The 13,272-nt window shown below is 70.8% G+C and carries 12 protein-coding genes and 1 pseudogene; 4 read left to right on the forward strand and 9 right to left on the reverse strand.

The window, feature by feature from the left end; translation table 11 throughout:
- Window positions 1–1,851, forward strand: coding sequence for a serine/threonine-protein kinase (locus tag BJ964_RS49655; protein ID WP_188126431.1), 1,851 nt, complete (start codon window positions 1–3; stop codon window positions 1,849–1,851).
- A 3-nt stretch (window positions 1,852–1,854) separates the two neighbouring features.
- On the opposite strand, the gene BJ964_RS45320 is transcribed toward BJ964_RS49655, so the two are convergent.
- The 5 genes from BJ964_RS45320 to hsaA all read right to left on the reverse strand — a co-directional run bounded on the left by BJ964_RS45320 (window position 1,855) and on the right by hsaA (window position 6,075).
- Complete coding sequence (locus BJ964_RS45320) at window positions 1,855–2,388, reverse strand: Uma2 family endonuclease (RefSeq protein ID WP_316254237.1); 534 nt, start codon at window positions 2,386–2,388, stop codon at window positions 1,855–1,857.
- A gap of 180 nt (window positions 2,389–2,568) precedes the next feature.
- Window positions 2,569–3,123 carry a 3-hydroxy-9,10-secoandrosta-1,3,5(10)-triene-9,17-dione monooxygenase reductase subunit gene (gene hsaB, locus BJ964_RS45325; protein ID WP_188127536.1) on the reverse strand — a complete coding sequence of 185 codons (555 nt, stop codon included), beginning with the start codon at window positions 3,121–3,123 and terminating at the stop codon, window positions 2,569–2,571.
- Window positions 3,124–3,128: 5 nt separating this feature from the next.
- Complete coding sequence (gene hsaC / locus BJ964_RS45330) at window positions 3,129–4,037, reverse strand: iron-dependent extradiol dioxygenase HsaC (protein WP_229807154.1); 909 nt, start codon at window positions 4,035–4,037, stop codon at window positions 3,129–3,131.
- A gap of 69 nt (window positions 4,038–4,106) precedes the next feature.
- On the reverse strand, window positions 4,107–4,904 hold the full coding sequence (gene hsaD, locus BJ964_RS45335; protein WP_188126434.1) for a 4,5:9,10-diseco-3-hydroxy-5,9,17-trioxoandrosta-1(10),2-diene-4-oate hydrolase: 798 nt from the start codon (window positions 4,902–4,904) through the stop codon (window positions 4,107–4,109).
- A gap of 4 nt (window positions 4,905–4,908) precedes the next feature.
- Window positions 4,909–6,075: a 3-hydroxy-9,10-secoandrosta-1,3,5(10)-triene-9,17-dione monooxygenase oxygenase subunit gene (gene hsaA / locus BJ964_RS45340; protein WP_188126435.1), complete on the reverse strand. Its 1,167-nt coding sequence runs from the start codon at window positions 6,073–6,075 to the stop codon at window positions 4,909–4,911.
- 82 nt (window positions 6,076–6,157) lie between these two features.
- Here hsaA and BJ964_RS45345 point away from each other — a divergent pair, with 82 nt between their 5' ends.
- From BJ964_RS45345 to BJ964_RS45355, 3 genes are read left to right on the forward strand one after another with little or no spacing between them, the layout of a single operon-like run.
- Entirely contained in the window at window positions 6,158–7,282 is a 1,125-nt protein-coding gene (locus BJ964_RS45345; protein WP_188126436.1) for a Rieske 2Fe-2S domain-containing protein, read from the forward strand.
- A 40-nt stretch (window positions 7,283–7,322) separates the two neighbouring features.
- Complete coding sequence (locus BJ964_RS45350; RefSeq protein ID WP_188126437.1) at window positions 7,323–7,565, forward strand: hypothetical protein; 243 nt, start codon at window positions 7,323–7,325, stop codon at window positions 7,563–7,565.
- On the forward strand, window positions 7,565–8,599 hold the full coding sequence (locus tag BJ964_RS45355) for a ferredoxin--NADP reductase (protein ID WP_188126438.1): 1,035 nt from the start codon (window positions 7,565–7,567) through the stop codon (window positions 8,597–8,599). Before BJ964_RS45350 ends, BJ964_RS45355 begins: the two co-directional genes overlap by 1 nt.
- Window positions 8,600–8,755: 156 nt before the next feature.
- Here the strand turns inward: BJ964_RS45355 and dmpG are convergent, their stop codons facing one another.
- From dmpG to BJ964_RS49660, 4 genes and pseudogenes are all read right to left on the reverse strand, one after another.
- On the reverse strand, window positions 8,756–9,760 hold the full coding sequence (dmpG, locus tag BJ964_RS45360) for a 4-hydroxy-2-oxovalerate aldolase (RefSeq protein ID WP_203832561.1): 1,005 nt from the start codon (window positions 9,758–9,760) through the stop codon (window positions 8,756–8,758).
- Window positions 9,738–10,616: an acetaldehyde dehydrogenase (acetylating) gene (locus BJ964_RS45365; RefSeq protein WP_188126440.1), complete on the reverse strand. Its 879-nt coding sequence runs from the start codon at window positions 10,614–10,616 to the stop codon at window positions 9,738–9,740. The genes dmpG and BJ964_RS45365 overlap by 23 nt, the downstream gene beginning before the upstream one ends.
- A complete protein-coding gene (locus BJ964_RS45370; RefSeq protein ID WP_188126441.1) occupies window positions 10,613–11,539 on the reverse strand; it encodes a 2-keto-4-pentenoate hydratase in 927 nt (308 codons plus the stop codon). The genes BJ964_RS45365 and BJ964_RS45370 overlap by 4 nt, the downstream gene beginning before the upstream one ends.
- Before the next feature lie 281 nt (window positions 11,540–11,820).
- A pseudogene (locus BJ964_RS49660) lies at window positions 11,821–13,074 on the reverse strand (FAD-binding protein); the annotation flags it as partial.
- Between the last annotated feature and the right edge of the window lie 198 nt (window positions 13,075–13,272).

A 13,272-nucleotide genomic window follows, 5' to 3' on the forward strand; every position in this document is an offset into this window, starting at 1 on the left:
GTGCTTTCACCGGGTGTCGTGCTCAATGGCCGCTACCAGCTGACCCAGCGCATCGCCGCGGGTGGCATGGGTGAGGTGTGGCGGGGCAACGACCTGCTGCTGCACCGGGAGATCGCGGTCAAGGTGCTGCTCCCGGCGCTGATGTCCGATGCGGACTTCATCACCCGGTTCCGCTCCGAGGCGCGGATGATGGCGGCGCTGCGGCATCCGGGGATCGTGCAGGTCTACGACTACGGCGAGAACGCGGCGGTCGGCGCACACCGGCTCGACTTCCTGGTGATGGAGTACATCGACGGCACCCCGCTGTCGAAGCGGATCCAGCAGGCGGGCCGTCTCGGTCCGGCCGAGACGATGACGATCGTGGCGCAGGTCGCCGAGGCGCTCCAGACCGCGCACGAGGCCGGCATCATCCACCGCGACGTCAAGCCGAGCAATCTGCTGGTCCGTCCCGCCGGCGCGATCGTGCTGGTCGACTTCGGGGTCGCCCGGTCGGCCGGGATCACCGGCATCACCAGCACGAACGTGGTCCTGGGAAGCGCGCACTACATGGCGCCGGAACAGGCGGAGGGCCGTCCGGTGACGGCCGCCACCGACATGTACGCGCTCGGCGCGGTGGCGTTCTGCTGCCTCACCGGCCGGCCGCCCTACGTCGGCGACAACCCGCTCGCCGTCCTGGCCCAGCTGGTGCACGGCAATCCGCCGGTCCTGCCGCCGGATGTGCCGCCCGCCACGGCGTCGGTGGTGATGCGTGCGCTCGCCCGCGATCCGGCCCGGCGTTTCCCCGATGCGGCCGGTCTGGCGGCGGCCGCGCGGGCCGCTTCACACCATTCGGGGTACGCGGTGAGCGCCCCGATCTCCCCGAACCCAACCCCATCGAACCGTTTCCCGGCAGGCCCCACCCCGCCACCGTCCGGCGCCGCACCCGCCCGATCGTCCGGCGCCGCACCCGCCCCATCTTTCGGCGCCGCAGCCTCCCCATCTTTTGGCCCCGCGCAGATACCGCCGGGCGCTCCTGGGATGCCGGGCGGTGCCGCGCAGATACCGCCGGGCGGTGGACAGGAGCGGCCGGGTGGTTCGGCCGTTTCCGGGGCGGTCTCGCTCGGCTCGCTGCGGCACGAGACCGGGACGAACGCGGGCGCGACCGGGGCGCATCCCGGCAAGAGCCGCCAACCGACCGTGGCACTGGCCGCCGTGGCGGTCGGTCTCATGCTGGCGGGCGGCGGCATCATGCTGGGCAACCAGTGGAGGGCCGACCCCGAGAAGACCAGCGAGTTCGTCAGCGGCGGCCAGCCACCGGCCGGTGGCGGGGAGAGCCCCCGCGCCCGTGACCAGGTGAACGACAAGCCGATCGAGCAGCGCAAGCCCTCGGCGAACGGCGACGAACCGGCCGAGCCCACCGCCCCGGCGAACGAGTCGTCACCACCCGTCTCGGCCCCGGCCGGCGAGCCGACCGCCCCGGCGAGCACCGATCCGTCCGTGCCCACCTCGCCGACGCCGACCACGACGACCGAGACGAACCCGTACAAGCCGGCGGACATCTGCGGCAGCGGCTACTCGGTGATCGACAAGCAGCCGCTGACCACGGCAGCCGGGGTCAAGCGGGGTGTCGTCTACCTGCTCTACGCGGCGGACGGCTCGAACTGTGTGGTCACCGTCAAGAGCAACACCCTCGACCAGAAGACGGCGATGTCCGCCACCCTGGAGGTGAAGGGTGGCACCCAGCAGGCCGACAAGGGCACGTTCCAGTACTACGCCGGCCCGGTCCGCGCCGCGGCCGACGGGATCTGCGTCAAGTGGGGCGGCACCATCGGCGGCCTGACCTACCAGAGCGCCTTCGAGCACTGCGGCTGACGGTCACATCCGGTCGATCTCGGTGAGGTCGATGTCGATCGGAAACGGAACTGGCAGGTCGACCCTGTCGTGGAAGATCCCCAACGGCCCATAGGCCTGAGTCGCTGGATCCCGCTCGAAGGCGTAGACGACCGGCTTCCCTCGCGACGAACGCTCCACCCTCCAATGGAACGGAATACCGGCGTCGGCATAGAGGTGTGGTTTCCACTCCCGGTCGAGGGTCACGGACCCGCGGGACGTCACCTCCAGGACGAGGACCACCGCGTCCGCCGGATAGCAGGTCTCTTCGTCGTCGATCTCGGCGCGGGCGTGAACGACGAGCAGATCCGGCCGTGGCCGCTGCCTCGGGCCGATCACGACCGATATATCCCTGCTAACCCGGTATGACTCCCGTGGCGCGAGCCGCACGAACGCGCTCTCAAAGAGTCGCAGAGCCTTCATGTGAGAGAGGGCTCTCGGGCTGGGGATCACAATGCTTCCGTCGATCAGCTCGGCATCGGACGGCAGCCCGGGAAGACGGTCCAGGTCCTCCGCCACATGGCCCTCGGGTGGTGGGCGATGCCACCGGCCTTCATGCTCCGCTTCCACAGTCAACTCCTCCGCTCAGCGCCCCACAGCCAAGGTAGTCGCCACGCAACTAGTCGTCAACCATGTCGGCACGCGACAAGCCCGCTTGCGGGCAGGAGGAGGAACACCTCGGGGGGTCGGTGGCCGGCATCAGATCCAGTCGGTGTGGCGGGGCCAGGAGAGCAGGGTGTCGACGACCTCGGGGGGCTCGTAGGGGGAGTTCGGCGCCGTGGAGGTGTAGCGGCTGCGGTAGAAGAGCAGTGGCGGGATGTCGCGGCACGGCCCCAAGGTGGTCACCCGGCCGATGACGATGACGTGGTCACCGCCCGGGTGGACCGCCTCGACCACACAGTCCGCCCAGGTCAGCACGTCGGCGAGGACGGGCGCTCCGGACGGGGCGGGTGCCCAGTCGAGGGCCGCGAACCGGTCGGCGCCCCGGGTGCCGAAGAGCCGGGAGACGTCGCGCTGGTCGGAGGCGAGCACGTTGACGCCGAAGATCCCGGCCGACTGGATCCGCCGCCAGGTCTCCGACTCGTTACGCGCGCAGAACAGCACGAGCGGCGGGTCCAGCGACAGCGGCGCGAAGGACTGGCAGGCGAATCCGGCGGGGCCGTCGGCGTCGGCCGTGGTGATGACCGTGACCCCGGTGCCGAAGTGCCCGAACACCCGCCGGAACCGCGCGGGCTCCAGGCCCGCGGCCGTCATCTCGGTCAATGGCCGCCCCCGCCGGAGAAGCGGTGGCCCCACACGCTGTGCGCGGTGGTCTGCCGGGCGACCCAGGTGCTGTCGTCGACGGTGAGCCCGCCGTACCCGTACTCGATGTCGAATCCGCTGGGCGTACGCACGTAGAAGGAGACCATCTCGTCGTTGGCGTGCCGGCCGAGCGTGGAGATCATCGGGGCTTTGTGGCGGCCGCAGCGGTCGATGGCGCGGCCCACGTCGTCGAGGGTCTCGGTCTCGATCATCAGGTGGATCAGCCCGGTCGGCGCCGGGATGGGCGCGAGCGCGACGCTGTGGTGCCGGGGTCCGCAGCCGAGGAACCGCATCCACAGTGGCCTGTCGACGGGCGGCAGGCCGAGATGTTCGGGGACGAGCCGCATCGAGTCGCGCAGCCGGAAGCCCAGCACCTCGGTGTAGAAGCGCAGCGAGGCGGCGTCGTCGCGGGACGGCAGGACGGCGTGCCCCATGCCCTGGCCGCCGGTGACGAACCGGGTGCCGGTGGCGCTCAGGAAGGGCCGGGTGTCGAGGGCCGCGCCGCAGAAGAACTCGAGGCGGTTGCCGGCCGGGTCGTCGACGCTGATCAGGTGGGAGACGCGGCGGTCGGCGAGTTCGTCGGCGCCGGCCGGTTTGACCGCGTACCCGGCCTCCTCGAGCGCCGCGGCGAGCCGGGTCATGGCGGCCGGGTCGGCGAGTTCCCAGCCGGAGGCGGCCAGCCGGTCCTTCTCGCCGGGCACCACCACGATGCGGGCCGGCAGGTCGTCCATGCGCAGGTAGACGGCCTGCTGGTCGGGGCCGCGGCCCTCGGCCATGCCGAGCACCTTGACGCCGAACTCGCGCCAGGCGGAGGGATCGGTGGACTCGACGCGCAGGTAGCCGAGGGAGCGGATGAGGTTGCTCACGAGCATTCCCCTCTCGAAGGCGTGAACCGAAAGTCGGGGCGGGTGCGATAGGGAGAGTGAAGGCGCGCTTCAGGAGGTGAGGAAGTCGATGGTCAGGCGGTTGAATTCGTCGAATTTCTCCAGGTGGGCCCAGTGGCCACAGCCGCCGAAGACGTGCAGGCGGGCGTTGCGCAGGAGTTTGAGGGCGACCAGCGCGCCGTCGAGCGGGTTGACCCGGTCCTCCCGGCCCCAGACGAGCAGGGTCTCGTGCCGCAGCCGGTGGGCGTCGCGCCAGAGCATTCCTTCCTCGAATGTCCGGGGGTCGCTGAAGGAGGCGCCCATCTCCCGCATGGCCCGCATGGCGGCCGGGTCAACCGCGGCCTGGAAGCGTTCCTCGATCAGTTCCTCGGTGATCAGGGAGGGGTCGAAGACGAGGGTCCGCAGGAAAGCCGCGAGCCTCTCCCGGCTGGGGTCACGGCCGAAGGCGCCGAGTCGTTTGACCCCTTCGGTCGGGTCGGCGGCGAAGACGTTGAGGGAGAGGCCACCGGGTCCCATGAGGAGCAGCCGGCGGGCGCGTGCCGGATGCTGGAGGGCGAAGCGCACGGCGGTGCCGCCGCCGAGCGAGTTGCCGATCAGGTCGACCCGTTCGATGCCGAGTTTGTCCAGCAGCGCGGTCAGTTCGCCGGCGGCGTGGGTGAAGTACTGCCCCACGATCGGGTCGCCGAGCGAGCCACCGTACCCGGGCTGGTCGACCGCGATGACGTCGAAGTGCGGCGCGAGCGCGGGGATCGTACGCCCGAAGTTGCTCTTGGCGGACGCGCCCGGACCGCCGCCGTGAAGAAGGACCACCGGAGAGCCCGCGCCGTCGCGGTGAAAGGCCAGTGTCATGGGATCACACCATCGCGTCGTTGAGCGGGAGGCCGAACTCCCCACGGCCGAACATGGACAGTGCCCGTTCCGGGTCGTTGATGGCGTGGACCCGGCCGGAGTGGGCGTCGCGCCAGAAACGCTGGATCGGGGTGCCGATCGCGAGCGCGCGGCCGCCCGAGTTCTCGAAGAGGCGGTCGACGGCGCGGATGGACAACTCGGTCCCGCGGACCTGGTCGCGGCGGACGCGCAGGCGCAACGGCATCGGCAGTTTCGCGCCCGCGGTGGCCAGGTCCATCAGCTCGCGCATGTTGGCCTGGAGGGCGAACCATGCGGAGTCGATGTCGCTGGCCGCCTCGGCGACGCGCACCTGCGAGTGCGGGTCCTCGGCGGCTTTCACACCGACGTAGGACGCCCGGACCCGGTCGCGCGTGTGGTCGACGTGGGCCCGGTAGGCGCCGGTGGCCATGCCGATGATCGGTGTGGTGATCGCGTAGGAGAAGATCGAGGCGTAGGGGATCCGGTAGAGCGGTCCCGGATTCTGCTCCTGACCCGGGCAGGCGCACCGCGAGGTGTCGTTGAAGCTCAGCGTCCGGTGTTCGGGGACGAACGCGTCGGAGACGACGATGTCGTTGGAGCCGGTGCCGCGCAGCCCGACGGTGTGCCAGACGTCCTCGATGGTGTAGTCGGCGGCCGGCAGCAGGAAGGTGCGGAAATCGGCGGGTGTCCCGTCCTCGCCGGGCGGGATGATGCCGCCGAGCAGCACCCAGGTGGCGTGGTCGCAGCCGGAGGAGAAGCTCCATCGGCCGTTGACCCGGAAGCCGCCGTCGACCCGGGTGATCCGGCCGGTCGGTGCGTAGGACGACGACATGCGGGTGCCGGTGTCGGCTCCCCACACGTCCTGCTGCGCCCGGTCCGGGAAGAGGGCGAGCTGCCAGTTGTGCACGCCGATGACCGAGGCGACCCAGCCGGTGGAGCCGCAGGCTGAGGCGATCTCCCGGACCGCGGTGAGGAAGTCGAGCGGGTGCGCCTCGTGGCCGCCGAACCGGGCGGGTTGCAGCAGGCGGAAGAAGCCTGTCTCGGCGAGTGCTTTGACGGTCTCCGGGTCGAGGGCCCGGCGATCCTCGGTGTCCTGTGCGTGCTCCCGAAGAACCGGTAACAGTTCCCGAACTCCGGCGAGGACCGCTTCCATGAGATCCCTCCAGGCTGGTTGGCCGTGTGTCGAGCGACCCCTATACTAGAACACGTTCTACCTAGCGGACCAGGAGCGGCGCATGAGCATCAGCCAGCAACCGCGCACCATCGACGCCGGGAAGCCGCCGGCGAGGTTCGCCCGGGGGTGGCACTGCCTGGGGCTGGCCGACACGTTCCGCGACGGGCGGCCACATGCGATCGAGGCGTTCGGCACGAAACTCGTGGTCTTCGCGGACTCCGGCGGGGCGATCAAGGTGCTCGACGGCTACTGCCGGCACATGGGCGGCGACCTCACCATGGGGACGATCAAGGGCGACACCATCGCCTGCCCGTTCCACGACTGGCGCTGGAGCGGGGACGGCCGCTGTGCCGAGGTGCCGTACGCGCACCGCATCCCGATGCGCGCCCGCACCCGATCCTGGACAACCTGTGAGCAGAACCGTCAACTGTTCGTCTGGAACGATCCGCAGGGCAATCCGCCGCCGCCCGAGGTGGCCATCCCCCGTATCGAGGGCGCCTTCTCCGACGAGTGGAGCGACTGGACGTGGGACTCGGTCCGGATCGACGGCGCCAACTGCCGGGAGATCATCGACAACGTGGTCGACATGGCCCACTTCTTCTACATCCACTTCGCCTTTCCGACGTTCTTCAAGAACGTGATGGAGGGGCATGTGGCGGCGCAGTTCCTGCACACCCGGCCACGTCCGGACGTGCCGAGCACCGCCAGCCAGTCCGGCGAGTCGACACTGCGCAGCGAGGCTGCCTACTACGGACCGTCCTACATGATCGACTACCTGTACAACGACTGGAACGGCATCGGCATCGAGTCGGTGCTGATCAACTGCCACTATCCGGTGTCACCCGACTCGTTCGTCCTCCAGTGGGGCCTGATCATGAAGCGGCTGCCCGGCCTCACCACCGAGCAGGCGGCGAAGGCGGCGGGCAGGTTCGCCAAGAGCATCGGCGTCGGGTTCCTCCAGGACGTCGAGATCTGGCAGAACAAGAGCCGCATCGACAACCCGCTGCTCTGCGCCGAGGACGGCCCGGTCTACCAACTGCGCCGGTGGTACGAACAGTTCTACGTGGACGTGGAGGACGTCACCGACGACATGGTGGCGCGCTACGAGTTCGAGGTCGACACCACCCGGGCGGTGCAGACCTGGGAGGCCGAGGTCGCCGCCAACCAGGCCCGGGCGGCGACATGAGCGAGCTTGCGAGCGAATCAGGCACAGCGGGGGCGGCGACATGAGCGAGCGGCGCGACTATCTGGAAGGTGGTCTCGTCGACATCGGCTGTGACGGCTGCGGGATCCCGGTCCGGGCCGGTAAGCGCAGCGCCATGCAGACCAGCGTGCAGTGGCGGGGCCAGGCCTGTGAACTGATCGCCGTGGAGGCGGGCGGCCGGCCGACCGCACTGGTCCCGACCTGCCCGAAACTGCGGGAGAGCATCGACCGCGCGATTCGTGAGGGCCGTCTGGAGGTGAGTTGATGCCGACGTTCCGCCCGGTCCGGATCGTGGACGTGATCCCGGAAACCGCGGATGCCCGCTCCCTGGTGCTCGACGCCGGCTTCGACTACCGCCCCGGCCAGTACCTGACGGTCCGGACACCGGCCGGGGCACGTTGCTACTCGCTGTCCAGCGCTCCCGGGGTCGACGCCGCGCCGAAGGTGACGGTCAAGCGGGTGCCCGGCGGCCAGGTGTCGAACTGGATCTGCGACCACGTCCGCACCGGGGACGTCCTGGACATGACGGGCCCGGCCGGCACGTTCACCCCGGACTCCCCCGACGACGACCTGCTCCTGCTCGCCGGCGGCTCCGGCATCACCCCGATCATGGGGATCATCAAGTCGATGCGCGGCGGCGCCCGGTCGCTTATCTACGCTAACCGGGACGTCGATTCCATCATCTTCCGGGACGAGCTGGACAGGCTGCTCCCGGTCACGCACTGGCTCGACAGCGAGCGCGGCGTGCCGACAGCCGACGCTCTGCGGGAACTGCTCACGGCGTACCCCGATCGATTGGCCTTCGTCTGCGGCCCGGAAGCGTTCGTCGCCGTCGCCGAGAAGGCGTTGCAGCTGGCCGGCGTCCCCGCATCGCGAATCCGGGTGGAGCGCTTCGAGCTCGAATCGGCCGGCTCACGCGCCATGGCCGATCCGGCCGGCTCACGGGCCGCGGACGCTCCGGCCGGCTCGCGCGCCGCGGTCGCTCCGGCCGACTCACGGGCCGTGGTCTATTCGGCCGGCTCGCGCGCCGCGGTGGCCGAGGTGGAACTCGACGGGCGGACCCACGTGCTGCCCTGGGCTCCCGGTAAACGCCTGCTCGACGTGATCATCGACGCCGGGCTGAACCCGCCCTACTCCTGCCGGCAGGGCCAGTGCGGCGCATGCGCCTGCCGCCTGCTCAGCGGCGAGGTCACCCTCGTCAACAACGAGATCCTCGAGGAGGAGGACTTCGCCGAGGGCTACATCCTGGCCTGCCAGGCGGTCCCGCTGACCGACTCGGTCACCGTCACCTACCAATAGATTTCGTACGTCTACGCGAACCCGCCGCACCAGACCCGCGAGCAACCGCGACCTCAGGCCGTGCCGCGCCCGCCGGGCTTGAGCGGGTGGTCCGGCTGGCCCTGGGGCTGCCTCGACCGCATCGAGACAGCCCTGAGAACCAGCCTGGGAGATCGCTCAGCGGGCGGCCAGTTCGCGGGCGATCGTGATCAGCTGGTCCTCCTGGCCGCCGACCAGGCGGCGCTCGCCGGCCCGGACCAGGATCTCGGCGCCGGAGACGCCGTAGCGCTCGGCCAGCGCGTAGGCGTGCGTCAGGAAACTGGAGTAGACCCCGGCGTACCCCATGATCAGGGCCATCCGGTCGAGTTTGCACTCGCCGGGCATGGCCGGGCGGACCACGTCCTCGGCCGCATCGACGATCTTGAAGAAGTCCACACCGGTTCGGATGCCCAGCTTGTCGCAGACCCCCACGAACGCCTCCACCGGCGTGTTTCCGGCGCCCGCCCCGAACCGGCGGGTACTGCCGTCGATCTGCTTCGCGCCGGCCCGGTAGGCGAGGATCGAGTTGGCCACGCCGAGCCCCAGGTTCTCGTGGCCGTGGAAACCCACCTGCGCGCCGGTGCCCAGTTCGGCGACCAGCGCCGCCACCCGGTCACCGACCTGGTCCATGACCAGCGCGCCGGCCGAGTCGACCACGTAGACGCACTGACATCCGGCGTCCGCCATGATCCTGGCCTGTTTCGCGAGCGCCTCCGGCGGCCGCGAGTGGGCCATCATCAGGAAGCCGACGGTCTCCAGCCCCAGGTCGCGGGCGATGCCGAAATGCTGGACCGCGATGTCGGCCTCGGTGCAGTGGGTGGCGATCCGGCAGACGCTCGCGCCGTTTCCCGCCGCCGCGCGGATGTCGTCGAGGACGCCGACGCCGGGCAGCATCAGGAAGGCGATCTTCGCGCGGGTGGCCGTCTCGACCGCGGCCGTGATCAGCTCCTGTTCCGGGGTGCGGCTGAACCCGTAGGTGAACGTCGATCCGCCGAGCCCGTCACCGTGAGTCACCTCGATCACCGGTACTCCGGCGTCGTCCAGGGCGCGGACGATCGCGGTGACCTCGTCCACGGTGAACTGATGCCGTTTCGCATGTGACCCGTCCCGCAACGACGAGTCAGTGATCCGGAGATCCAGCAAGTTCCTCACCCACCCTGGTCGCCGCCGCCGTCATGATGTCCAAGTTTCCCGCATATTTCGGTAGATAGTCGCCTGCGCCCTCGATCTCGATGAAGATCCCGACCCGGAGCTGATCGCCCGCCGGGTCGTACTGGGGCTCGTCGAGCAGCCGATACCCCGGCACGTATGCCGAGATCTCGGAGACACGGTCGACGATGGACTTGGTGACGGCCGCCTGATCCGCGTCCGGGGACACCGCGCAGAAGACGGTGTCCCGCATGATCAACGGCGGCTCGGCCGGATTGAGCACGATGATCGCCTTACCGCGCGCCGCTCCCCCGATGGTCTCCAGCCCACGGCTCGTCGTCCGGGTGAACTCGTCGATGTTCGCCCTGGTGCCCGGCCCGGCCGAGCGGGACGCCACACTGGCCACGATCTCCGCGTAGCTGACCGGCGTCACCCGCGACACGGCGTGCACGATCGGGATCGTCGCCTGCCCGCCACAGGTGATCAGGTTGACGTTGACCGCGTCCCGGTGCTCCCCGAGGTTGACCTCCGGCACCACGGCCGGTCCCACGGCGGCCGGAGTCAGGTCGATCGCCCGGATTCCCGCCTCCGCGTAGCGTGGCGCGCCGGCCCGGTGCACGGCCGCCGACGTGGCCTCGAACACCAGGTCCGGCCGTGGCTCCTGACTCAGCAGCCAGTCCGCGCCGCCAGCCCCGGTGACCAGTCCGTGCGACGCGGCCAGCCGCAGCCCCGGGCTCTCCGGGTCGATCCCGGCCATCCATCGTGGCTCGATCACCGGTGACCGGAGCAGCTTGTACAGCAGATCGGTGCCGATGTTCCCCGACCCCACGATCGCCGCGGTAACCGTCACGGCAAGCCCTCCTTGTCGCTGCTCTCACCCGTCGCGCTCTTGCCGCTCGCGCCGTCCTGGCCGCTCGCGCCGTCCCGGCCGGTCGCGCCGTCCCGGCCAGTCGCGCTGCTTTCGGTTCCCCGCCCGGTATGCCCACCGCTGCCGGCGAATGTCAACCGCACCTCCCCGAGCCCGCTGAACTCGGCCCGGAACTCGTCGCCCGGCCGCGCATCGACGGCCCGCGCACACGCTCCCGGCAGGATCAGATGGCCGGCCCGCAGCCGTACCCCGAATCTCGCCACCGTCCGCGCCAGCCAGGCGACCGCGGTCACCGGATTGCCGAGCACGGCGTCGGACCGGCCCGCTGCCACCACGTCCGCTCCCCGGCGCAACACCGCGGCGATGCCGCGAGGATCAAGATCATTCGGGGGTACGCGCGACGCGCCCACCACGAATCCCGCCGACGACGCGTTGTCGGCGATCGTGTCCGCGAGCCTGATCCGCCAGTCCACGATCCGGCTGTCGATCAGCTCGATCGACGGGGCGAACGCCTCGGTCGCCGCGAGCACGTCCGCCTCGGTGCAGTCCTCGCCCGGCAGATCGTCCCCGAGCAGGAACGCCACCTCGATCTCGACCCGCGGGTAGCAGTACCGCCCCGCGTCGGCCGGTACGTCCTCGGACAACCGCATGTCCGCGAGCAGATGCCCGTAGTCGGGTTCGTCGACGCCCATCATCTCCTGCATCGCCTTGGACGAGAGCCCCACCTTGTGCCCCACGACCGCGGCCGCCCGGCGCCGGATGTTGTGCAACTGGATCTCGTAGGCGTCCGCCGCACTCAACCACGGCCGTTCCACCGTGAGCGGCGGAACCGGCGCCCGGTCCCGCTCGGCGTCCCGCAGCCGGTCCGCGATCCCCCGCAACTCAGTGACGGCAAGCACGCTCATCCCCCTGTCCTCCCCCACTGCCCCGCACCGCCGGCCGGGTGGGGATCACTCGCTTCGGCGGCGGTGTGCCGGACGGCCGTCTCCGATTCCGGCGCGGACTCCGGCGCGGACTCCGGCGCGGACTCCGGAATCCCCAGCCGATCCGGTTCCGGCACGGACTCCGAAATCCCCTGCCAATCCGCTTCCGGCGCGGACTCCGAAATCCCTTGCCGATCTTGGGTGGTTGACCACCGCTCGCGGGAGCCAGGCGCCCAAGATCGCCGGAGAGAGAGGAGAGACGCGGCGGCGTCGCGACCGGCCCGGCGGCCGGAGAAGACACAGTCCGCCAACGACAGGCCGCTGACGTAGGAGCCGGAGCAGATGCCGACCGCGGTGCGCCCGGCCGCGTAGAGTCCCGGGATCTCGGTCGAGCCCGGGCGCAGCACCCGGCCGGTCTCCTCGTCGACGGTGAGACCACCGAGCGTCAGCATCGGAGCGGGGGACGCCCGGAGCGACATGTCCAGCAGCGAGAACGGTGGCCGGACCAGCGGCCGCACCAGCGCCAACGGCTTCCCGAAGTCATCGAATCCGACCGCATCGCGCACGGTGGCCTCGCTGTCGCACGTGCCGCCCGCCGCCGTGCCATGAGGAGCGATCAACCCGGCCATGTCGCCGGGCGCGGCGGGGCCCGATGGCCCGCCACCAGGACCAGGCACAGCCGAACCCGATAACCCGCCACCAGGACCAGGCACAGCCGAACCCGATAACCCGCCACCAGGACCAGGCACAGCCGAACCCGATAACCCGCCACCAGGACCAGGCGCGGCGGGGCCCGATGGCCCGGCTCCGGGGCCGGGCGCGGCGGCGGCGTTGTTGGTGGCGACGGTCGCGGCCAGGGCGGACGGGTCCATGCCGGCTCCGTGGGCCAGTTGAGCCAGGGTAGGGGCGTGGAGACGCTTGACGGTCAGCAGCCACCACGCGGGGAGGCGCTGGAACCACAGGGTCTGCGAACGCAACTGGCGGCGTGCCTCGGCGAGCACGGTCGCGTCGATGAGCAGCCAGGCCCGGCCGCCGGGGCGGTGCAGGATGGCGTCGCCGAGCGCTGCTCCGTACCGGGACTCGTCGCAGAAACGGTGACCGTCCCGGTCGACCAGCACGCCGCCGAGCAGCGCCGAAGGCGGTGTCAGGAAACGCCATAGGGTGACCCGGCCGAGATGCCCGACTCCCGCCCCGGCCTCCGTCCCGAGCCGGATGCCGGAACCGTCGTCACCGGGCGTTCCCAGGCGAAGCCCGCGGTAGCCGGGGGCGTGCTCCTGCATCATCTCCCGGTCGAAGACGAAGCCGCCCGCGGTCAACACCACCGCGCCCGCGTGGATGCGCAGCGTGCGGCCGTGGCGGTTCTCGATCCGGGCGGCCAGCCGGTGCATCGCGCGGCCGAATCCGGGCAGGTAGAGCCCGGGTTTCACCGACCAGCGGTGCAGTCGCCGGTGCGCGAACCGTGCCCAGGCGGGCGCGTCCCGCAGGGTCCGGCACTCCACGCCGACGACCCGCCTTTCCGCATGCTCGGCCCCGGCCGTCGACGTCGCGGTCTGCGGGCCCGGCGAGGGTGCGGCCGCCGAGGTCGCGGCCTGCGAGCCCGACGAGGGTGAGGCTGTCGAAGTCGCGGTCTGCGGACCGGGTAAGGGTGAGGCCGTCGAGGGCGCGGCCTGCGGGCCCGGTGAGGCCGCCGAGGACGGTTCGGCCGTGGAGGACTC

Origin of the sequence: Actinoplanes lobatus (genome assembly GCF_014205215.1) — a bacterium.
Lineage (GTDB): Bacteria > Actinomycetota > Actinomycetes > Mycobacteriales > Micromonosporaceae > Actinoplanes > Actinoplanes lobatus.

What these genes read in the sequence shown, in the direction of transcription:
- BJ964_RS45355 (WP_188126438.1), top strand. Translation starts at nt 7,565, where the DNA reads ATGCCGACGTTCCGCCCGGTCCGGATCGTGGACGTGATCCCGGAAACC.
- hsaD (WP_188126434.1), bottom strand. Translation starts at nt 4,904, where the DNA reads ATGACACTGGCCTTTCACCGCGACGGCGCGGGCTCTCCGGTGGTCCTT.
- BJ964_RS45350 (WP_188126437.1), top strand. Translation starts at nt 7,323, where the DNA reads ATGAGCGAGCGGCGCGACTATCTGGAAGGTGGTCTCGTCGACATCGGC.
- hsaA (WP_188126435.1), bottom strand. Translation starts at nt 6,075, where the DNA reads ATGGAAGCGGTCCTCGCCGGAGTTCGGGAACTGTTACCGGTTCTTCGG.
- BJ964_RS45370 (WP_188126441.1), bottom strand. Translation starts at nt 11,539, where the DNA reads ATGAGCGTGCTTGCCGTCACTGAGTTGCGGGGGATCGCGGACCGGCTG.
- hsaB (WP_188127536.1), bottom strand. Translation starts at nt 3,123, where the DNA reads ATGACGGCCGCGGGCCTGGAGCCCGCGCGGTTCCGGCGGGTGTTCGGG.
- BJ964_RS45345 (WP_188126436.1), top strand. Translation starts at nt 6,158, where the DNA reads ATGAGCATCAGCCAGCAACCGCGCACCATCGACGCCGGGAAGCCGCCG.